This window comes from Paraburkholderia sp. UCT31 (assembly GCF_014397655.1).
Lineage (GTDB): Bacteria > Pseudomonadota > Gammaproteobacteria > Burkholderiales > Burkholderiaceae > Paraburkholderia > Paraburkholderia tuberum.
On the sequence record NZ_VZQP01000017.1, the window covers coordinates 70,098 to 91,270 of the forward strand.

23 protein-coding genes are annotated in these 21,173 nt (G+C 64.4%); 4 read left to right on the plus strand and 19 right to left on the minus strand.

Annotated elements, in window-relative coordinates:
- Positions 1-93: 93 nt before the first annotated feature.
- Complete coding sequence (locus tag F6X40_RS16425) at positions 94-903, plus strand: hypothetical protein (protein ID WP_187628540.1); 810 nt, start codon at positions 94-96, stop codon at positions 901-903.
- A gap of 55 nt (positions 904-958) precedes the next feature.
- Here the strand turns inward: F6X40_RS16425 and ureG are convergent, their stop codons facing one another.
- The 19 genes from ureG to F6X40_RS16520 all read right to left on the minus strand — a co-directional run bounded on the left by ureG (position 959) and on the right by F6X40_RS16520 (position 17,218).
- Entirely contained in the window at positions 959-1,621 is a 663-nt protein-coding gene (gene ureG, locus F6X40_RS16430) for an urease accessory protein UreG (RefSeq protein ID WP_187628541.1), read from the minus strand.
- Positions 1,622-1,641: 20 nt separating this feature from the next.
- Positions 1,642-2,322 carry an urease accessory protein UreF gene (locus tag F6X40_RS16435; RefSeq protein WP_187628578.1) on the minus strand — a complete coding sequence of 227 codons (681 nt, stop codon included), beginning with the start codon at positions 2,320-2,322 and terminating at the stop codon, positions 1,642-1,644.
- On the minus strand, positions 2,309-2,944 hold the full coding sequence (gene ureE / locus F6X40_RS16440; protein WP_187628542.1) for an urease accessory protein UreE: 636 nt from the start codon (positions 2,942-2,944) through the stop codon (positions 2,309-2,311). Before ureE ends, F6X40_RS16435 begins: the two co-directional genes overlap by 14 nt.
- Positions 2,945-2,946: 2 nt before the next feature.
- Positions 2,947-4,653: an urease subunit alpha gene (gene ureC, locus F6X40_RS16445; RefSeq protein ID WP_187628543.1), complete on the minus strand. Its 1,707-nt coding sequence runs from the start codon at positions 4,651-4,653 to the stop codon at positions 2,947-2,949.
- 87 nt (positions 4,654-4,740) lie between these two features.
- Complete coding sequence (locus tag F6X40_RS16450) at positions 4,741-5,046, minus strand: urease subunit beta (protein WP_018419648.1); 306 nt, start codon at positions 5,044-5,046, stop codon at positions 4,741-4,743.
- Positions 5,047-5,071: 25 nt separating this feature from the next.
- On the minus strand, positions 5,072-5,374 hold the full coding sequence (ureA, locus tag F6X40_RS16455) for an urease subunit gamma (protein WP_008923043.1): 303 nt from the start codon (positions 5,372-5,374) through the stop codon (positions 5,072-5,074).
- Positions 5,375-5,535: 161 nt separating this feature from the next.
- Positions 5,536-6,348 carry a transporter substrate-binding domain-containing protein gene (locus F6X40_RS16460; protein WP_090803364.1) on the minus strand — a complete coding sequence of 271 codons (813 nt, stop codon included), beginning with the start codon at positions 6,346-6,348 and terminating at the stop codon, positions 5,536-5,538.
- 214 nt (positions 6,349-6,562) lie between these two features.
- Positions 6,563-7,432 (minus strand): urease accessory protein UreD, encoded by an 870-nt coding sequence (locus tag F6X40_RS16465; protein WP_187628544.1) that lies wholly within the window; start codon positions 7,430-7,432, stop codon positions 6,563-6,565.
- 71 nt (positions 7,433-7,503) lie between these two features.
- On the minus strand, positions 7,504-7,701 hold the full coding sequence (locus F6X40_RS16470; RefSeq protein ID WP_187628545.1) for a hypothetical protein: 198 nt from the start codon (positions 7,699-7,701) through the stop codon (positions 7,504-7,506).
- A gap of 58 nt (positions 7,702-7,759) precedes the next feature.
- Complete coding sequence (locus F6X40_RS16475) at positions 7,760-8,119, minus strand: hypothetical protein (protein WP_262421472.1); 360 nt, start codon at positions 8,117-8,119, stop codon at positions 7,760-7,762.
- A 75-nt stretch (positions 8,120-8,194) separates the two neighbouring features.
- Positions 8,195-8,887: an urea ABC transporter ATP-binding subunit UrtE gene (urtE, locus tag F6X40_RS16480; protein ID WP_184065223.1), complete on the minus strand. Its 693-nt coding sequence runs from the start codon at positions 8,885-8,887 to the stop codon at positions 8,195-8,197.
- Positions 8,888-8,937: 50 nt separating this feature from the next.
- A complete protein-coding gene (gene urtD / locus F6X40_RS16485; RefSeq protein ID WP_184065225.1) occupies positions 8,938-9,801 on the minus strand; it encodes an urea ABC transporter ATP-binding protein UrtD in 864 nt (287 codons plus the stop codon).
- The gene (gene urtC / locus F6X40_RS16490; protein WP_187628546.1) at positions 9,801-11,000 is read right to left on the minus strand and encodes an urea ABC transporter permease subunit UrtC; all 1,200 of its coding nucleotides are present in this window, start codon (positions 10,998-11,000) and stop codon (positions 9,801-9,803) included. The genes urtD and urtC overlap by 1 nt, the downstream gene beginning before the upstream one ends.
- A 1-nt stretch (position 11,001) precedes the next feature.
- Positions 11,002-12,636: an urea ABC transporter permease subunit UrtB gene (gene urtB, locus F6X40_RS16495; RefSeq protein WP_187628547.1), complete on the minus strand. Its 1,635-nt coding sequence runs from the start codon at positions 12,634-12,636 to the stop codon at positions 11,002-11,004.
- A 291-nt stretch (positions 12,637-12,927) separates the two neighbouring features.
- Positions 12,928-14,226 (minus strand): urea ABC transporter substrate-binding protein, encoded by a 1,299-nt coding sequence (urtA, locus tag F6X40_RS16500; RefSeq protein ID WP_184065234.1) that lies wholly within the window; start codon positions 14,224-14,226, stop codon positions 12,928-12,930.
- 471 nt (positions 14,227-14,697) lie between these two features.
- Entirely contained in the window at positions 14,698-14,925 is a 228-nt protein-coding gene (locus F6X40_RS16505; protein ID WP_184020941.1) for a hypothetical protein, read from the minus strand.
- A 10-nt stretch (positions 14,926-14,935) separates the two neighbouring features.
- Positions 14,936-15,817, minus strand: a complete 882-nt coding sequence (locus tag F6X40_RS16510; protein ID WP_187628548.1) for a hypothetical protein — start codon at positions 15,815-15,817, stop codon at positions 14,936-14,938.
- 334 nt (positions 15,818-16,151) lie between these two features.
- Positions 16,152-16,475, minus strand: coding sequence for a rhodanese-like domain-containing protein (locus F6X40_RS16515; RefSeq protein WP_018419659.1), 324 nt, complete (start codon positions 16,473-16,475; stop codon positions 16,152-16,154).
- Between the two features lie 89 nt (positions 16,476-16,564).
- Positions 16,565-17,218 (minus strand): protein-L-isoaspartate O-methyltransferase family protein, encoded by a 654-nt coding sequence (locus F6X40_RS16520; RefSeq protein WP_184065240.1) that lies wholly within the window; start codon positions 17,216-17,218, stop codon positions 16,565-16,567.
- A 289-nt stretch (positions 17,219-17,507) separates the two neighbouring features.
- Here F6X40_RS16520 and F6X40_RS16525 point away from each other — a divergent pair, with 289 nt between their 5' ends.
- Genes F6X40_RS16525 through F6X40_RS16535 form a run of 3 tightly spaced genes read left to right on the plus strand, consistent with a single transcriptional unit; the run spans position 17,508 to position 21,081 of the window.
- Entirely contained in the window at positions 17,508-18,596 is a 1,089-nt protein-coding gene (locus F6X40_RS16525) for a LacI family DNA-binding transcriptional regulator (protein ID WP_187628549.1), read from the plus strand.
- 3 nt (positions 18,597-18,599) lie between these two features.
- The gene (locus tag F6X40_RS16530; RefSeq protein WP_187628550.1) at positions 18,600-20,087 is read left to right on the plus strand and encodes a sugar ABC transporter ATP-binding protein; all 1,488 of its coding nucleotides are present in this window, start codon (positions 18,600-18,602) and stop codon (positions 20,085-20,087) included.
- Complete coding sequence (locus F6X40_RS16535; protein ID WP_184045512.1) at positions 20,068-21,081, plus strand: ABC transporter permease; 1,014 nt, start codon at positions 20,068-20,070, stop codon at positions 21,079-21,081. The genes F6X40_RS16530 and F6X40_RS16535 overlap by 20 nt, the downstream gene beginning before the upstream one ends.
- Positions 21,082-21,173 lie beyond the last annotated feature (92 nt).

The following is a 21,173-nucleotide window of genomic DNA, read 5'->3' on the forward strand; positions in this document are numbered from 1 at the left end:
TGCGATGTGTTCACGTCAATCCGAATGGGCTGTCGATGAATTTCCTGCGGGGTACCCATTCGCAACGTATTGCGGAAGCAGTCGAGGCAGTTGATGCTAAAAAATCGACAGTTTGATTTCGCAATAAGATCTTTGCTGCTCATCGCTTTGATTTTCGTCGCGTCTACTGTTGCGAGGGCGGAATCGGTGCACGGAAGATTCTTCAATGGACAGACATATATCGGAGAGTATCTCATCGCCGAAAGCAGTGACGCGGATGGAATGCGGGTTAGTCCCGTGGCGATAAAATTGAAGGTCGAGAAAGAAAAGAATCTTTTGCAGTATACGTACGTTGCGAATGATCTTCCTTCAGTAAAAGCAAGTGGTATGGGATTCCTGTCCATTGTCGTAAATTCAGGTGGGATGGAGGGGAGTGTCACGTATAATTATGTGATTCCTGGTCATGGAGTGCTGACATCAATTGGCACCGTTCAAACGCATCTCCATCTTGGAAAAATCGAAAGCATAGATGCACGATCAAACAAAAATTTTTCAATAGATGAGGTTAATTTTTTTGTGAGGCAGATTGGTGCGTTTAATCCATCAGCGTTGTCAGAGCCATCAAATGCATATTCTGCGGCGATGCTGCTGCTACTTGGCCAGGGAAAATTTCTGACGCCAGAGGACGAATTGAGGTTGTCGGCTCTTTGCGGGAACAAAGAAATATCCGATGATCCGGTCTTGTTGCAGGCAATGAAGAGAGTGATTGGTTGTGATGCTCAAGCCTATGGCAGTATTCAGGCGCCAAATGAGAGGGCGGTAGTTAGTAATAGGGTATTCTTTTTTAACTCCCCAAAATCACTAAGCATTGAAAAATCTTACTTGATTAAGGGGATATGGATCAATTTCGAATGTCAAGACTAGGACCACGATCCGCCGCACACAATTTTCGCGACAACAGACATTCCCAAACCCACCCTCACACCTTCAACAACCCCTTCTTTTCAATAAACTTCACCACATCATCAAGACCCTCGAGCGCCTTCAGATTGCACATCACAAACGGCCGCTCGCCGCGCATCTTCTTCGCGTCCGATGCCATCACATCGAGGTTCGCGCCCACCAGCGGCGCGAGATCCGTCTTGTTGATCACGAGCAGGTCCGACTTCGTGATCCCAGGTCCGCCCTTGCGCGGAATCTTCTCGCCGCCCGCGACGTCGATCACGTAGATCGTCAGGTCCGACAGCTCCGGGCTGAAGGTCGCCGCGAGGTTGTCGCCGCCCGATTCGATGAACACGATGTCCGCATCCGGAAAACGCGTGAGCATGCGGTCGACCGCTTCGAGGTTGATCGATGCGTCCTCGCGGATCGCGGTGTGCGGGCAGCCGCCCGTCTCGACGCCCATGATGCGCTCGGCCGGCAGCGCGCCCGCGACGGTCAGCAGACGCTGATCCTCTTTCGTGTAGATGTCGTTCGTGATCGCGACGAGGTCGTACTGGTCGCGCATCGCCTTGCACAGCATTTCGAGCAGCGTGGTCTTGCCCGAGCCAACCGGGCCGCCGACGCCCACGCGCAGCGGCGGCAGCTTCTTCGTGCGGATCTGGCTCGCGGTATGGGAAACGGAATGATGAGATGCGTTCATGATGGATCGTGGGAATCGTGCTACGAGCGGAAGAGCCGCGAATACTGCGACTCGTGGCGCGCCGACAGAATGCCGAGCTGCGGCGCGAACGTGTTGAGGTCGTCACGCGAGGTCGCCAGCGCGCGCGCGACGGCCGCGACGATCGGCTCACGCAGCGCGACGATGATGCGTTGCCCCGCGAGCTGGCCGAGCGGCACCGCCTTCAACGCGGCGGCGGCCTGGTTCTCGACCCAGCTGAACGCATAGGCGGCGAGCGCGGCATCGACCGGAGCATTGTGCGCGTGAGCGGCGAATGCGAACGCGCTCGGCTGCGCGAGTGGCGTCAGCGACGCGAGCGTTTCGCGCCTCGCCACGTCGCCCCATTCGAGCGACACGCACAGCTGTCGCAGCGACCAGCCCATCTGCTCCGTTTCGCGGCGCAGTTCGGCGGACTCGCGACTCGCGAGGAATTCGGCGTTGGCGTCGGCGAGTTCCACTGCGTCGTGCGTGCGCCAGCGTTCGATCTGCTGCGCGAGGAACGGCAACTCGCCGCGCGCGAGCACGTCGGTCAGGCCGCGTTCGATCCATATGCGCGCGGAGTCGGCATCGGTGATGAGCTGCGCTTCAATCGCCGCTTCGAGACCCTGCGAATAGCTGAACGCGCCAATCGGCAGTGCTGGCGACGCGAGATGCAGCAGCGCGGTGAATTCAGCGATGCGCATGACGATGCGGGTGGTGTCCATGTCCGCACGATTCGTCGTGCACGTGGTCATGGTCGTGATCGTGCGAGTGCGAAGAGCCCTCATGGGCATGAGCATGCTCATGCCCATGATGCTCACCAAACACCTGCTGCGCGATCGCATAGTCCTCGGCGAACGTCTCGTCGTGCCCATGCTTATGTCCACCGCCATACGCCCCGGCTTCAGGCTGAAACGGCAGCGACACCTGCTCGACCGTCGCGCCGATGCGCTTGAGCATGTCGGCGAGCACCGGATCGTATTCGAGTTTCAGATAATCGGCGCCCACTTCGACCGGCGTATGACGATTACCGAGGTGATAGGCGGCGCGCGTCAACGTCAACGCGTCGGATGCGCGTACGACAAGCACGGCTTCATCAGCCGCAACGACACGCACGAGCCCGCCATCATCGGCGACGAGCACGTCGCCATCGCGCAGCACGGTGCCGCGCGGCAACAGCAATGCGATTTCCTCGCCGTCATCGAGCGTCGCGGCGAGACGGCTCTTGCGACGTTCATCGAACGCGAGCGTCAAGGTCGGCGCACGCTTGACGAGTACCGGCGCGAGCTTCAGATGCGGCGCGAGAAGTTTGTTCAGTGTACGCATGATCAGAACAGGAAATAGCGTTGCGCCATCGGCAGCACGGTGGCCGGATCGCAGGTCAGCAACTGGCCGTCGGCGATCACCTGATAGGTTTCCGGATCGACGCTGATGTTCGGGCGCCACGCGTTGTGAATCATGTCGGCCTTCGTCACGTTGCGGCAGTTCTTCACCGCGACGATGCGCTTGTGCAAACCATAGCGTTCGGCCACATTCGCATCGGCGGCGAGTTGCGACACGAAGGTCAGCGACGTGCGGCCCAGCGCTCCGCCGCGCGCCGCGAACATCTCGCGATAGTGCACGGGCTGCGGCGTCGGAATCGACGCATTCGGATCGCCCATCTGCGCCATCGCGATCATGCCGCCCTTCAGGATCAGCGACGGCTTGATGCCAAAGAACGCCGGCTCCCAGAACACGAGGTCGGCCCACTTGCCCGGTTCGATCGAACCGACTTCATGCGCGATACCGTGCGTGATCGCCGGATTGATCGTGTACTTCGCGACATAGCGTTTCGCGCGGAAATTGTCGTGACGCGCGTTGTCCTCGGGCAGCGCGCCGCGTTGCACCTTCATCTTGTGCGCGGTCTGCCACGTGCGGATGATCACTTCGCCGACGCGGCCCATCGCCTGCGAATCCGAAGAAAGCATCGACAGCGCGCCGAGATCGTGCAGGATGTCCTCGGCGGCGATCGTCTCGCGGCGAATCCGCGATTCGGCGAACGCGATGTCTTCGGCAATCGACGGATCGAGGTGATGGCACACCATCAGCATGTCGAGATGCTCGTCGAGCGTGTTGACCGTGTAGGGCCGCGTCGGATTCGTCGACGACGGCAGCACGTTCGCTTCGCCGCACACCTTGATGATGTCCGGGGCGTGGCCGCCGCCCGCGCCTTCGGTGTGATACGTGTGGATCGTGCGGCCCTTGAACGCGGCGACGGTCGCTTCGACGAAGCCCGCTTCGTTTAGCGTATCCGTGTGGATCGCGACCTGCGTGTCGGTATCGTCGGCGACGTCAAGGCAGTTGTCGATCGCCGCGGGCGTCGTGCCCCAGTCCTCGTGCAGCTTCAAACCGATCGCGCCCGCGGCGATCTGTTCGGTGAGCGGTGCCGGCTGGCTCACGTTGCCCTTGCCGAGAAAGCCGAGGTTCATCGGATAGCCGTCGGCCGCTTGCAGCATGCGTTCGAGATGCCATGGCCCCGGTGTGCAGGTGGTCGCATTCGTGCCGGTCGCGGGGCCGGTGCCGCCGCCGAGCATCGTCGTCACGCCGCTCGCGAGCGCTTCCTCGATCTGCTGCGGGCTGATGAAGTGGATGTGCGTATCGATGCCGCCCGCGGTCACGATCAGCCCTTCGCCCGCGATCACTTCGGTGGCCGCGCCAATCGCGATCGTCACATTCGGCTGGATGTCGGGATTGCCGGCCTTGCCGATCGCCGCGATGCGGCCGTCCTTGATGCCGATGTCGGCCTTCACGACGCCCCAGTGATCGAGGATCACCGCATTCGTCACGACGGTATCGACGACCTCGGCATGCACGCGCTGCGACTGGCCCATGCCGTCGCGAATCACCTTGCCGCCGCCGAACTTGACCTCTTCGCCGTAGGTCGTGAAGTCGCGCTCGATCTCGATCAGCAGTTCGGTGTCGGCGAGGCGCACGCGGTCGCCGGTGGTGGGGCCGAACATCTCCGCGTACGCGCGGCGGCCAATGCGTAGTGTCATGGTGTGGGTCCGGAATGAGCTACAAGCGAGCGACAGGCAAGGCAAGGCGCAGCAGGGCGGTCGAAACGCCAGGGCGCGGGCAGCGCATCACAGCTTGCCCATCACCTTGCCGTTGAAGCCGTAGACGATGCGCTCGCCGGCCAGCGCGACGAGTTCGACCGTGCGCTCCTGACCGGGCTCGAAGCGCACCGCGGTGCCCGCCGCGATATTCAGGCGAAAGCCGCGCGCCGCTTCGCGATCGAACGACAGCGCGTCGTTCACCTCGTAGAAATGATAATGCGAGCCGATCTGCACGGGACGGTCGCCGGTATTCGACACGACCACCGTGACCGTCGCGCGGCCCGCGTTCAGTTCGTGCTCGCCGTCGTCGATGAGGAGTTCGCCGGGAATCATGGGGCCTGCCTTGACGAAGAGGAGTTCAGGGAATCGGGTGATGGACGGTGACGAGCTTGGTGCCGTCGGGAAACGTCGCTTCGACCTGGATGTCGGGGATCATCTCGGGCACGCCCTCCATCACGTCGGCGCGCGTGAGCAGCGTGGTGCCATAGTGCATCACCTCGGCGACGCTCTTGCCGTCGCGCGCGGCCTCCATCAGCGCGGCGGTGATGAAGGCGACCGCCTCCGGATAGTTCAGCTTGAGGCCGCGCGCGCGGCGCCGTTCGGCGAGCAGCGCGGCGGTGAAGATCAGCAGCTTGTCCTTCTCGCGAGGTGTCAGCTTCATCGGGTGTGGGTCTCGGCGTTTGATGTGTCGTGGCGGCGTCGTGGTCGCGTCGCGGTGACGGGGGCCTGGCGTCGCGCGATCAGCCGGTCACGGTATCAAGTCCGGCTAACGGCGCGCTTACAACTACGTTTGCGACCGCGCATGCCACCGCGTTTGCGAAGTTACAGATCGGCGGGCAGCGGTGCGCCGAACCACTTCTTCGACATCGCACCGAGCGTGCCGTCGTGTTTGGCCTGGGCGATCGCGGCATCGACCTTCTGTTGCAGGCGCGGCTCGTTCTTGTTCATGCCGACGAAGCACGGCGAGTTCTTGATCACGAACTTCGGCTCCGGACGGCGCGGCGGATTCTTCGCGAGGATCGCGGCCGCGACGATGTTGCCGGCCGCGATCAACTGCACCTGGCCGGACAGGAACGCGGCGATCGTCGCGTTGTTGTCCTCGAAGCGCTTGATCGTCGCGTTCGGCGCCATCTGCGTGAGACCGATTTCCTCGAGCGCGCCGCGCGTCGCGCCGACGGTCTTGCCGGTGAGATCGGCGGGACCGCTCACCTTGATGTCGGCGGGACCGAACACGCCTTGGTAGTACGGCGCGTACGCGCTCGAAAAGTCGATCACCTTCTCGCGCTCGGGCGTTTTGCCGAGCGACGAGATCACGAGGTCGACCTTGCCCGTTTGCAGATACGGAATGCGGTTCGCGCTGTTGACCGGCACGAGTTCGAGCTTCACGTTCATCGCTTTGGCGAGCAGCGCGGCCGTGTCGATGTCATAGCCCTGCGGCTTCATGTCGGGGCCGACCGAGCCGAACGGCGGATAGTCCTCGGGCACGGCGACCTTCAGCACGCCGGCCTTGGCGATGTTGTCGAGCGTGTCGGCGTGCGCGGGGCCCGCATGAAACGCGAGATCGGCGACGATGGGCAGGGCGAGCAATGCGGCCAGCAAGGCGCGGCGCGCGGAGCGGGAGAGAGTGCGGGTCATGGGCGTGAGCAGTGGTGGTGTCGTGGGTGTTGGGTCGTCGCTGGCTTCATCGTGGCCGGCCGCGAAGTGGCGAGTGCCATGCAAGCTGTGTGCCATCCCTCTACCGCGTGGCGCGGCGGCGTGCTACGCCAGTTCGCGCACATGGTTGGGGCGTGCGCGTGCGCCGCCTTGGTGCGCAAAGAGCGTGATGAAGACGAACGCGGGAAGCGCGCTGTCAGGTCGACCAGATCCGCAACGGCACCGCCGCGACACCATGCACGACCGGCCGCAATTGCAGCCAACAGCGCGTGAGCGCGTGCTGCAGCGTTTCCATCGAGCGCGACACCGCACGCACGAGCAGCACGCCGTTCGTCACGCACGAGGCGGCCGCTCGCAACGTGTCGTCGAACGGCAGTTGCGCGCTCAGCGATTCGGCGAGCGCGTCGTCGCAAGCGGCGCCTACGGCCCACAGCGTGCCGTAGGCCGGAAAGCCGGCGAGCCCCTGCGGCGCGTCGCGCAGCGGATCGTCGGCGGTGAGGCTCGCGCGTTCGAACCACAGCAGCTCGCCATTCGCGCCGACGATGCGCGACACCGCGCGCAAGCTACCCGCCGACCAGCGTTCGCCGGCCGCCTGACGTCCGAGCTGGGTCGCGTCCCAGCCGATTGCGCTCGCGCCGTCGGCGAGCGTCAGCGAAAAATCGAGGTGCGCGTTCGCGTGATCGAACACGATGTTGTTCTGCGGCAGCCAGTCGAGCTTCGCGTGCTCACCGACACGCAGCGCGATGCGCTGCCGCGCCGCGCGGCCGTTCGACTTGTACCACTTGGTTGCGCCCGGCGTCGTCAGCACCGCATGCGTTTGCGCGGCGAGCGTGATGTCGATGTCGAGCTGATCGCCACCCGCGACGCCGCCGGGCGGATGCACGATCACCGCGTGACAGATCGACGGGCCTTCCGGATAGAGCGGCCGTTGCACGCGCAGCGGTCCGTCGTGCAGCCGGTGCGCGAGCGTCGTGCGAGCGTCGCCGACGACGAAGCCGAGTTCGAGTCGCGCGCGCCACGGCGTGTGCGCGGCGGCGAGCGTGGCGTGGTTTTCGTGAAGCGACATGCGGATGGATGGGTGAATCGGCGTGCGACGAGGATAGCACGCGTGTCGAAGCGCGGAAGCCGTGGCAGCGGCTATGACGCGGTACTTTCGGGCGAGGCTTCGGTCACCGACAGCACCTTGATGCCCTCCCACTGCGGATGCAACAGTCGCAGCAACGCAAGGATCGCGCGGGGGGTGTTTTCCTGGACGGTCAACGAGTCGCTGCCTGGCTGGATTGCTTTCTTGCCATGTTGGCAATACTGATATTCGACGTGAACCGTCACGGACATGCTTTTCTCCCTCCATATCGATGTTGTGTCGCCGACCCGGGCCGTATCGCGGCGGCGTCTAGCGTACAAGTGTCGGCTCGGCGTGATCGTCCACGCCCCGTTCCGCGCGATCGATGAATCCGCAGTCGAGCAATAGCTGACAGAAAGCTTCCGGCGAACACGACGGACCGGTCGTCCCGGCCATTCTCGCGAGAACGTCGGGGAACGACGCGAGCACGTGCCAGCTGTCGTAATACGCGTGCAGCTGCGGCGCGAGTTCGTTGCCGAGCTTCTCCCAGCGCACCGACAGCATGCCGACCGTACCGCCGCTGTCCACTTCGAATAGACCAAAAGTGACCGCCGACACGACGTTCATCACCCTGCAATAGGAGGCTGGGTTTCTGTAAAACTCGCGTCTGACCTGCTTGTTGTCGTCCATGGTGTCCACCTCGTCGAACCGTTGCGGCGTTGCCTAGCCTGTGTAACGGTTGCGCGGCGGATTACTTGAGCTCGCTTACACGGCAATCAACCCCCTTACCCCATCCGCATCCATGTTCGCCCCCTCGCCGCCCGCGACGATCTCGCCGCGACTCATCACCCAGTAACGATCGGCGATCGCTTTGGCGAAGTCGTAGTACTGCTCGACCAGCAGCACCGTCATGCCCATGTCCTCGACGAGCTGCCGCAGCGTGCGGCCGATGTCCTGAATGATCGACGGCTGGATGCCCTCGGTCGGCTCATCGAGGATCAGCAGTTGCGGCTCGCTCATCAGCGCGCGGCCGATCGCGAGCTGTTGCTGCTGACCGCCGGAGAGATCGCCGCCGCGCCGGTTGCGCATATCCTTCAGTACCGGGAAAAGCTCGTAGATGCGCTCGGGGATTGTCTTCGGCGCCTTTCTGCTCGCGGCGCCCACCAGCAGATTTTCCTCGACGGTGAGGCGCGGAAAGATATCGCGGCCCTGCGGCACGTAGGCGAGCCCCTGAGCGACGCGGGCATGGGTCGGCAGTTTCATCAACTGTTCGCCGCGCCATGCGATCGCGCCGCTTTTCGCGGGCACGACGCCCATCAGGCAGCGCAGCAGCGTGGTCTTGCCGACGCCGTTGCGCCCGAGCAGCACCGTCAGCTTGCCGTCGGGCACCGTGAGTTTCACGTCGCGCAGAATATGGCTGCCGCCGTAGTATTGGTTCAGTCGGTCTACTTCGAGCATTGTTCAGTCGTCCTGTCGGGTTGACGATGCGGTGCCGCTTCCAGCAGCAATCAGCGGCCTAGATAAGACTCGATCACCGTCTCGTCGCGCTTGACTTCGTCGAGCGTGCCGTGCGCGAGCACGCGGCCTTCGGCCATCACCGTCACCTTGCCTGTGTCGCCCGCGAGCGCCGCGACGAACTCCATGTCGTGCTCGACGACCATCATCGAGCAGGTGCCGCGCAGGTGGTTGAGCAATTCGGCGAGTTGCATCGTTTCGTCATCGGTCATGCCGGCCGCCGGTTCGTCGAGCAGCAGCAGCGCCGGTCGCTGCATCAGCAGCATGCCGATTTCGAGGCGCTGCTTCTGGCCGTGCGATAGCTCGCCGGCGAGCCTTCGCGCTTCGCTTTCCAGCCCGATCAGCGCGAGCGTTTCCTCAATGCGGGCCTGCGCGTCGCCATCGAGCCGCGCGCGCAGCGACGCCCACCAGCCCTTGTCGGTCTTCATCGCGAGTTCGAGGTTTTCCCACACCGGATGCTGCTCGAACACGGTCGGCTTCTGGAACTTGCGGCCGATGCCGGCGCGCGCGATCGCCGGTTCGTTCATGCGCGTGAGATCGATCGACTGGCCGAGAAACACCTTGCCGTGATCGGGCGCGGTCTTGCCCGTGATCACGTCCATCATCGTCGTCTTGCCCGCGCCGTTCGGGCCGATGATGCAGCGCAGTTCGCCCGCGTCGATCGCGAGCGACAGCGCGTTCAGCGCGCGAAAGCCGTCGAAGCTGACCGTCACGTCTTCGAGGTAGAGGATCGTGCCGTGCGATACGTCGATCTCGCCGGGCACGACCGCGTGTCCCATGCTCGCGACGCCGCTCAGCGAGCGTTCCGGTGGTGCTTCGGGTAAAGCCAGATCGGGAACCATCGGGTTTTCGTTCATCAGCGGTTCCTTTTACGCGTCAGCAGATCGGCGAGCCCCATGATGCCGTTCGGCAGCAGCAGCGGCACCAGCACGAAGATCAGGCCGAGAAAGAACAGCCAGTATTCGGGGAAGTTCGCCGTGAAGAAGCTCTTCGCACCGTTCACGGCGAACGCGCCGATGATGGGGCCGATCAGCGTGCCGCGTCCGCCGACCGCCACCCAGATCGCCATTTCGATCGAGTTGCCCGGCGACATCTCGCCCGGATTGATGATGCCGACCTGCGGCACGTACAATGCGCCCGCGATGCCGCACAGCACCGCCGACACGGTCCACACGAACAGCTTGTACGCGAGCGGGCTGTAGCCGAGGAACATCAGCCGCGTTTCGCCGTCGCGCACCGCGGTCACCACGCGGCCGAGCTTCGACGTGACGATCGCGCGCGCGCCGATGAACGCGGCGATCAGCACCGCGAACGTAATGAGCAGCAAGGCGGCGCGCGTGCCCTGATGCGTGATCGGAAAACCACCGATGCGCTTGAAGTCGGTAAAGCCGTTATTGCCGCCGAAGCCCGTCTCGTTGCGAAAGAACAGCAGCATCGCGGCGAAGGTCATGGCCTGCGTGATGATCGACAGATAGACACCCTTCACGCGCGAGCGGAACGTGAAGAAGCCGAACACCCACGCGACCACGGCGGGTACCAGCACGACGAGCAAGAGCGCGTAGCCGAGATGTTGCGTGCCCTGCCAGTACCACGGCAACTGGTGCCAGTCGAGAAACACCATGAAGTCGGGCAGATCGCTGCCGTACTTGCCATCGTGGCCGATCGCGCGCATCAGGTACATGCCGATCGCGTAGCCGCCGAGCGCGAAGAACAAAGCGTGACCCAAACTCAGGATGCCGCAGTAGCCCCACACCAGATCGAGTGCGAGCGCGGCGATCGCATAGCACATGAACTTGCCGGTCAGCGTCATCGCATACGCGGACAGATGCAAGGCGCTCGTCTCCGGAATCACCAGCGCGGCGAACGGCACGCCGAGGCCGAACACGATGATCAGCGCGATCAACGCGAGCCACGCGCGACGCGACAACAGCGCGGGCCGCGGTGGCAGGCCGAGCGCGAAGCCGGTGTTGGACTCGCGCGGGCCGCCAGCGCCAGCGGCACCGGCGCGCGACGACGAAGCGGAAGCGGGGTCTGCCGATGATGTAGCCGATGTCATCTCATGCCTCCGCGCTACGGCCCTTCAAGGCGAACATGCCCTGCGGACGCTTCTGGATGAACAGCACGATCAGCACGAGCACCGCGATCTTCGCGAGCACCGCGCCCCAGAACGGTTCGATCGCCTTGCTGACGAGTCCCAGCCCGAAGCCGCCGAGCACGGTGCCCGCGAGCTGGCCGACGCCGCCGAGCACGACCGCCATGAACGAATCGATGATGTAGCTCTGGCCGAGGTCCGGCCCGACATTGCCGATCTGCGACAGCGCACAGCCGCCGAGCCCCGCGATACCCGCGCCGAACGCGAACGCATACGAATCGACGCGCGCGGTCTTCACGCCGACGCACGCGGCCATGCGACGGTTCTGCGTGACCGCGCGCACGAACAGACCCAGCCGCGTGCGCGTGAGCACGGCCCACGCGATCGCGACGACGATCAGCGAGAACGCGAGAATCGCGAGCCGGTTGTACGGCAGGATCAGATTCGGCAGCACGGTGACGCCGCCGCTCATCCACGACGGATTGACGACCTGGACGTTCTGCGCGCCGAACAGCATGCGGGTGGCCTGAATCAGGATCAGGCTCACGCCGAAGGTGGTCAGCAGCGTTTCGAGCGGGCGGCCGTACAGGTGCTTCAGCACGAGCCGTTCGAGCACGATGCCGACCAACGCCGCCGCGACGAACGCGGCCGGTATCGCAAGCAGCGGATACCAGTCGAACGCGTTAGGCGCAAAACGCTGAACGAGGTTCTGCACGACATAGGTCGCGTACGCGCCGATCATCAGGAATTCGCCGTGCGCCATGTTGATCACGCCGATCAGGCCATATGTGATGGCGAGGCCGAGCGCGGCGAGCAGCAGCACGCTGCCGAGCGACAGCCCCGCGAACAGCGTGCCCGCGATCTGGCTGCGGCGCTGGAGCGCATCGAGCTCATCGATGCCGCTCTGCGCGGCCGCGCGCACGCGTTCGTCGGCTTCGGCAAACGTGCCGTCGGCTTTCTTCGCGACCAGCGGGCGCAGCAGTTCGTTCATTTCGAGGTCGTGGCGTGCGGCGACCAGTTGCACCGCTTCGAGGCGCTTGGCCGGATCCGGGTCGTGCAATGCGCTCATCGCCCACAGCGTGTCGAGACGTTTCTTCAGAGCGGGATCGGTTTCTTTGGCGCGCGCCGCGTCGACGAGTGGCTTGATCGACGGATCGGGGTTTTGCAGCAGCGCATCGACGGCGGCTGCGCGTGTCGCCCGATCGGGCGAGGCGAGTTGCAGACCCGACAGCGCGCCCGCCACTTTCGAGCGCAGCAGGTTGTTCAGCGTGACCGGTTGCGCGTCGCTCGTGGCGACGGGCTGGCCGGTGACGGCATCGCGGGTGGCGTCGCCATCCTGCAGCAGTACCGCGCCTGCGTCGGTGGCGAGCGCGTTGTCGTCGGCGAGCGCCTTGAGCACCGCGAGCGACGCGGCATCGTGCGTCGAGATCAGCTTGTCGATCGCGGCGGACTTGGCCTCGAAGTCGTCGCCCGCGAGCGGCGCGACGTCGGCCTGGGTCAGCGCGAATGCGGCGCCCGGCGCGGCGGCGAGAAGGACCGCGAGCGGCAGCAGGAGCGTCGCGCCGCGTCGTCGTACGGAAGTCGGAAATGAAAACGCCATGATGGCCTTTTGCACTGGGTTGAATCGATGAGCCGCCCGAGAGCGCGAGGGCGTCGCGTCAGACGTCGCCGCCGCTTCAGCGGGACGTTGCCGCGCATTGGCGTGCGCGGTCACGCCGCGCGACGCAGCGAACGCGCGGCGTCGGCGCGAAGCGCAGGGGGGCCGGGTCATGCGCGAGCCGCGCGCGCGTCGGCACGCAGGTCGCGCGTCGCGACCGGAGCGGCGCTACCCGCGCGGTGACCCGCGCGCGACACCGCCGCCGCGAGCCGCAACGAGGCTCACGCCGACACGTCATGCGACGCGCGAGCGCCGCAGGAACGCCGGAATCGAGCTGACCACATCCGGCTTGCCAGCATTGCCGGCGATGAACGGGCTCCACGGTTGCGCGCGAATCGGTCCCTTGGTGTGCCACACGACGTTGAACTGGCCATCCGCGCGTACCTCGCCGATCATCACCGGCTTGTGCAGATGGTGGTTGCCGTCCATCTCCAGCGTGAAGCCCGACGGTGCGGCGAAGGTCTGGCCGACCATCGCGACGCGGACCTTGTCGACCTCGGTGCTCTTTGCTTTCTCGACCGCCTGCTTCCACATATGCATGCCGACGAAGGTCGCTTCCATCGGATCGTTGGTCACGCGCTTCGTGCCGCCCGGCAGGCTGTTGTCCTTGACCCACGTGGCCCATTGCTTCTTGAACTTCTCGTTGGTCGGATTGCGCAACGACATGAAGTAGTTCCAGGCCGCGAGATTGCCGACGAGCGGCTTCGTATCGATGCCGCGCAGCTCCTCTTCGCCGACCGAGAACGCGACGACCGGCACATCCGACGCCTTCAGCCCCTGGTTGCCGAGCTCCTTGTAGAACGGCACGTTCGAATCGCCGTTCACGGTCGAAATCACCGCGGTCTTGCCGCCTTGCGAAAAGGTCTTGATGTTCGCGACGATGGTCTGATAGTCGCTGTGACCGAACGGTGTATAGACCTCCTGAATGTCGGCTTCTTTCACGCCCTTCGATTTGAGGAACGCGCGCAGGATCTTGTTGGTCGTGCGCGGATACACGTAGTCGGTGCCGAGCAGGAAGAAGCGCTTCGCGCCGCCGCCTTCGGCGCTCATCAGGTATTCGGTCGCGGGAATCGCCTGCTGGTTCGGCGCGGCGCCCGTATAGAACACGTTGCGCGACATTTCCTCGCCTTCGTACTGCACCGGATAGAACAGCAGGCCGTTCAGCTCCTCGAACACCGGCAGCACCGACTTGCGCGACACCGAGGTCCAGCAGCCGAACACGACCGCGCACTTGTCCTGCGTCAGAAGCTGGCGCGCCTTCTCGGCGAACAGCGGCCAGTTCGACGCGGGGTCGACGACCACCGGCTGGATCTGACGGCCCATCACACCGCCGTTCTTGTTGATGTCGGCGATCGTCATCAACGCGGTGTCTTTCAGCGACGTTTCGGAGATCGCCATCGTGCCGGACAGCGAATGCAGGATGCCCACCTTGATCGGGCCGCTATCGGACTGCGCGTGCGCGAACGGCACGCGGCCCGCGAGCGCGAGCGCGCCGGACATGGAGCCGAACTTCAACAGACTGCGACGTTTCATGTGCTTTCCCCTTGTCATTGATGGTCCCTGTTTATGAGCGTCGATTTCAGCCAGCCTGGCTGAGCTCGCACGACTAGCCAATCGTCTACTGCAAGGCACATGCCATGTGACACATTCGGTGCGATGCGCGTGCGATGCCGTTGCGGCGCGGCTATCGGCGCGAGTGCGGCGCGTCGGGGCATCGATGCCGCGGCGCGAAAGTGGTGCAGTCGCGCGCGCCGCGCCTCGTTCGGGTGCGTGTCGCGCCGCGACGACGCGCACTTCGCCGCCAGCGAAGCGCCGCTGGCGCGCGCTGGGCATCGGCGGTGCATCGGCGGCATCGGTACGCCGCGTCTTTGTGCATGTCGTGCGCTCTGCCTACTCTGGATGGCCACTGATGCGGAACAAGGAGGCTCGACATGAGCGAACGCGCCGCGGGTGCTCGCGAGCGCGAAGGGGATGTATTACACGACGCACGATGGCCGCGCGAGCTTAGCCAAGAGCAATGATTGAGTCGATCAATTCCGCGCCACCCTCGATGTCTTCGTGGCCAATAAAACGAGACACTTCCATATGCCCATCGCCGAATACATCAATTTCGACGCGCTGGCCGACCACGGTGATGGAAAGAAGCACGCTACCCAGTCGTTGTCGGCTTAAGGAATAGTGAATTTTGGCATCGTCAAGCTTGTCGAGCAGGTCATACAGTGGATGAGGCATGGCTGTCGTCCTATTTCTTGAATCTTCCGTCATTGAGTAGCTTGAGCGCCTTCCGGGCATCTTTTACCCCGTCCTGCGCATCGCTCCGAATATCGTCCAGTGTTGAGTTTAGGTATTGGCCAGGAAACTCACGCAACACGGACCCTTTGCACTCTGCTGAAATGATGTCGCATGCATACATGTCGCCGCGACTGCCAATACCGGCCAGATACGCGGCGTCACCACTCACCGCGTCCTGCCTATACTCGAACGGCTCTGCATCGCCGAGCAGCGTTAAGGTGAGCCCATCATTGGCCAGGCCGCTGCCATTTGCGCTATCCGCGTCACTCTCAGCGGCCGGCGCACCGACCATGTCGACAGCCGCTTCGAGCAGGGCGCCCACGTCGCTGCTACCGACATGCATTGCTGCGCGTGCGGTTGTCAACCCCGTTTGCCGTGTGGCCGGATGATACGGGCCGACCAACATGGGTCCGCCGTTCGTGAGATCGACTGCCCTCGCCGCGAGAGTCCTGATTGGCGTGACGTGTGACTGCGAAAACAGGTCGGTACGACGCCCCTTAATGGCAAGCAGGGAGCCCCTGCGCACCTCGTCGAGAAGCGCACTGATAACCCACCAGCCATCTGTCTCGGGGTTCCGGTCCCGCACATTATGAAACCACAGCCAGCGATGCTTCATGATGCGCTCGACCAGCCCCCGGTCCTCCCCCCAGTCGCGACAGTTCAGTTCGGCAATACCGAGAAATTCCCGCGTATCTACTTTGGCCTTCTCGGCGTCCGCTGCCTTGCGCAGGCACGCCTTGTAGTGCCACTCGTCACAGATCACATAACATGCACCCAGAGGCCTATGGCAGAACATTTCCAACGAGTGCATCTCGAATACTGACAAGGACATAGGCGTGCCGACGATCTATTTGAAGGCGCTGCCCGGATCGGCAGCGATCAGATAATCACCGCGCGATCGGTTGTCCGTATATGGGCGACGGCCCAAAATTTCCGCTTGCTTTTGCCAGCGTGCGCAATAGTCATCGGTCGGCAGGGACGTCCACGAACAACCGTTAGTCCCTGCTCAATGATGGGCTGAACGTTCGCTCACAAAAAACAAAACACCCCACAAGCCGTCGATCTTGCGGGGTGTTCGCCACCATTTCTGGCGTAGCGCCAACGAAAAGCGGCGCAAGGACCGTCAGCCCTTGCGCCGCTTCAACGCGCTACCTTCGCGCCGAATCTCAGTAAGTCGGAACCGACGGATCGACCTGACGCGACCACGCGTCGATCCCGCCTTGCAGATTGAACACGTTGGTGTGTCCGCGCGATTCGAGGAACATCGCGACCTGCGCGCTGCGCGCACCGTGATGGCAGATGCAGACGATCTGCGCGTCGTCATCGAGTTCTTCGCTGCGCGCGGGAATCTCGCGCATCGGAATCGACACGATGCCGGCGATCGACGCCGTTTGCAGTTCCCACGGCTCGCGTACGTCGAGCAGCACGGGTGCGGGGCGCGAGGTATCGGCGAGCCATTCGGCGAGTGCGGGAGCGGTCAGGTTTTGCATCAGCGAGACATCCAGTTCGTGGGACGGCGGCTTGCTCGCCGCCCGTCCAGATCAACAATACAGCGCCAGGCGCAGCGAAAAAGAGCCGCTTAGAACCTGAACCGCGCCGGCTGCACCGCGTTGGCGAGCGGCTCGACATAGGTTTCGAACACGTCGGAGATGCGGTATTGCTTCTCGTCGATGCGCGTGATGATTTGCGCCTTCATCACCGGCGCGCTGCCGACGAACGCCGCGAGACGGCCGCCGACCTTCAACTGTTCGAGGATTTCCTGCGGCAGCACCGGCAGACCGCCCGACACGCAGATCACGTCGTACGGTGCCGCGCCGGTCCAGCCGCGCGCGGCGTCGCCGGTCGCGACTTCGACGTTCAGCACGCCGTTGGCGATCAGGTTGCTCTTCGCGAACTCGGCCAGTTCCGGTTCGATGTCGACGGTCAACACGTGTTGCGCGCGATGCGCGAGCAGCGCCGCCATGTAACCCGAGCCCGCGCCGATTTCCAGCACGCTTTCGTGCTTCTTCACCGCGAGTTCCTGCAGCACGCGCGCCTCGATGCGCGGCGCCAGCATGTGCTGGCCGGCCGGCAGCGGCACTTCGAAGTCCGCAAAAGCCAGGTCGCGGTAAGCGGCGGGGACGAAATTCTCACGTTTGACGATCGACAGCAGATTCAGCACGTCCTGGTCGAGCACTTCCCAGGGGCGGATCTGCTGTTCGATCATGTTGAAACGCGCTTGCTCGATGTTCATGGTGGATTCGGCGGTTTTGGTTTGGCGAGCGGGCGGCGGCGGCCGCAGACTTTTGTCCTGACCCGGCCCCGGCGGATTGCCGGCGGCCGCGGCTTCGGAGCAAGGTATTCGCATCGCAAGCCGCGTCAGGGGAACTGCGGGATTGTACCAAATGGCGGACTCGCGCCGGCCGCTCGCGGGCAAGCGCCAGGCCGGGCGGCCCCCGTGTTAATCCCTAGCGATCCGTCCTTGCGATTCGCATCGCCATCGCCACAAAATGTAATCGATTACATTTTTGCTGCGAGGTCGTGTGTCCCGAACGCCGTCCCGATCGTCGCCGGCCGTGGTGTCCGACGCGAGCAGTCAACCGCAACCTCAGCCGCAGAGGCGCTCGCCGCGCGCGGCCGACGGGCCGTCGATCGCCGGCGTGGCCGAGCAGGCGGGCGTGTCAGTCGCGACGGTGTCGCGCGTGCTGAACGGCCACGAGAACGTGCGGACCGCTACCCGCGACAGGGTGCTCGCCGCGATCGACGCGAGCGGCTACCGCGTCAACGAACTTGCGCGCAATCTGCGCACCGCCGAAAGCCGCCTGCTGCTGACGATGGTGCCGGACTTCGGCAATCCGTTTTACGCGGAGATCGTGCGCGGTATCGACAGCGTCGCGCGTCAGCACGGCTATTTCATGCTGCTATGCGACACCGGCGCGGACCCGGGGCGTGAGCGCAGCTACTTCGACATGCTGCGGCGGCGCCGCGCGGACGGCGCGATCTGCCTCGATCCGGCGACCATCCAGCAGGCGCTCGGCGAAGCGTCGCAGGCGCTGCCGTGGGTCGCGTGCTGCGAGTTCGATCCGCAGATGGGCGTGCCGTACGTCGGCATCGACAACTACCGCGCGGCGGGCGACGCGGTGCGCCACCTGCTCACGCGCGGCCACCGGCGCATCGGCTTGATCAATTCCGACGTCGACTATCTGTATGCGCGCCAGCGTCAGCAGGGCTACCTCGACGCCTTGAGCGACGCAGGCATCGCGCCCGACCCGCGCTGGCGCATGAATCTGAACAGCCTCGATTACGAGGCGGGTGCCTCGGCCGCGGCTGCGTTGATGCGGCAGCCCGATGCGCCGAGCGCGATTTTCGCGGTGTCGGACACGCTCGCGATCGGCGTGATCCACGGCTTGCGCAGCGTCGGCAAGCGCGTGCCCGACGACGTCGCCGTGGCCGGCTTCGACGACATCTCGCTCGCCGCGCAGATCGATCCGCCGCTCACGACGATCGCGCAGCCGATGCGCGAGCTCGGCGAGACCGCCGCGCGTCTGCTGCTGCAACGCCTCGCGAATCCGCAGGCCAACGTGCCGGGCGTGCTGCTGCCGCATCGCCTCGTGATCCGTGGGAGTGCGTGAGCCATGAGCCTCGCGATCCGTTTCGACGACATCCGCAAGGACTTCGGGCCCGTGCGCGTGCTGCACGGCGTGAGCTTCGAACTCGCACCCGGCCGCATCTACGGTCTGCTCGGCGAGAACGGCGCGGGCAAGTCGACGCTGATGAAAATCCTCGCCGGCTATGAAACGGCAACGTCAGGCAGCGTGCTGGTCGACGGCCACGCGCAGCGCTTCGCCGGCTCACGCGACGCCGAGGCGCAGGGCATCGTGCTGATCCACCAGGAGTTCAACCTCGCCGAGCATCTGACGATCGCGCAGAACATGTACCTCGGTCACGAGAAGCGCCGCGGCTGGTTAGTCGACGATGCCGCGATGCGCAGCGACGCCGCGCGCTATCTCGCGCAGGTCGGGCTCGAGCGCGCGCCGGACACGAAGGTGCGCGAGCTGATCGTCGCGGAAAAGCAGATGGTCGAGATCGCGAAGGCGCTCTCGCGCCGCGCGCGTCTCCTGATCATGGACGAGCCGACCGCGACGCTGACGCCCGCCGAGACCGAACGGCTCTTCGCGCTGATGCTGAAGCTCAAGGCCGATGGCGTGACGATCGTCTACATCTCGCACAAGCTCGATGAAGTGGAGCGCATCACCGACGAAGTGATCGTGATGCGCGATGGCCGCTTCGTCGCGCGCGGTGAAACCGCGGGGCTCGCGCGTCAGCAGATGGCGAACCTGATGGTCGGGCGCGACGTGTCCGACATGTTCCCCGACAAGCAGACGGTGCCCGCCGACACGCCGATCGCGTTGCGTGTGAACGGCCTGACGGTGCCCGACTGGGTCGAGGATCTGAGCTTCGAGGTGCACGCGGGCGAAGTGCTCGGCTTCGCGGGCCTCATCGGCGCGGGCCGCACCGAGGCGTTCGAGGCGATCATCGGCTTGCGCAAACGCACGGGCGGCACGATTGAAATCGCCGGCCGGGCAGTCGATCTGAAGAACCCGCGCGACGCGATGCGCCACGGTCTCACGTATCTGAGCGAGGACCGTAAGGGCAAGGGTCTGCACGTCGACCTGAGCCTGCAGGACAACGTCACGCTGATGACGCTCGAACGCTACGCGCATCCGCTGCTCGACATCAAAGCGGGGCGCGCGGCCTTGCAGAAGGCCGTCGGCGAATTCGGCATTCGTACCGGCGACCTGTCGAGCCGCGCGCGCATGCTGTCGGGCGGCAACCAGCAGAAGCTCGCGCTCGCGAAGTTCCTGCAGCCCGACCCGAACGTGATCGTGCTCGACGAGCCGACGCGCGGCGTCGACGTCGGCGCGAAACGCGACATCTACTTCCTGATTCATCGTCTCGCCGCGCAGGGCCGCGCGGTGATCGTCATTTCATCCGAACTGGTCGAGCTGATCGGCTTGTGCCATCGCGTCGCCGTCATGCGCGCGGGACATCTGCAAGCGACGCTGACGCTCGAGCATCTGACTGAAGAGGAGTTGATCGCTCATGCGACCGGCACCCACTGAAGCCGTGCAATCACGGCGCGCGCTGCGCGTCGCGCAGCGGCTCTACACGCTCGGGCCGCTCGCCGGGCTGATCGTGCTGTGCATCGTCGGCACGCTGCTCAATCGCGACTTCGCGACGCTCGACAACCTGATGAACGTGCTCACGCGCACGTCGTTCATCGGCATCATCGCGGTCGGCATGACCTTCGTGATCATCTCGGGCGGCATCGATCTGTCGGTCGGCTCGATGGCCGCGCTGATCGCGGGCATCATGATCTGGCTGATGAACGGGCTCGCGGCGGGCGCCGCCGGTCATGCGTTGCCGCCGCTCGTGATCGTGACGATCGGCATCGTCGCGGCGTTCGTGCTCGGCGCGCTGTTCGGCTGCGCGCATGGGCTGTTGATCACCAAAGGGCGCATCGAGCCGTTCATCGTCACCCTGGGCACGCTCGGGATTTTTCGCGCGGTGCTGACATGGCTCGCCGATGGCGGCGCGCTGACGCTCAATGATTCGCTATCGGACCTCTACGGTCCCGTCTACTACGCGAGCCTGTTCGGCGTGCCGGTGCCGATCTGGGTGTTTCTCGTGGTCGCGGCCGGCGGCGCGCTGATCCTCAATCGCACCGCGTTCGGCCGGCACGTGCAGGCGATCGGTTCGAACGAACAGGTCGCGCGTTATGCGGCGATTCGCGTCGATACGGTGAAGATCGTCACTTATGTGCTGCTGGGGATTTGCGTGGGCGTGGCCACCGTGCTCTACGTGCCGCGCCTCGGCTCCGCCACGCCGACCACGGGCCTGTTGTGGGAGCTCGAAGCGATTGCGTCGGTGGTGGTCGGCGGCACCGCGCTCAAGGGCGGCGAGGGACGCGTGATCGGCACCGTGATCGGCGCGATCCTGCTGTCGGTGATCGCGAACATCCTGAACCTGACCAGCATCATCAGCGTGTATCTGAACGCGGCGGTGCAGGGCGTCGTGATTATTTTCGTCGCGTTCGTGCAGCGTGGGCGGCGCTAGCCGCGCACTTCCAGGCGGCGCGAGCGCAGTGAAAAAAGCGCGCTGAACAAATCGCAGCGAAGCAGGCGTAGCAAAGCAGGCGCGGTAAACCA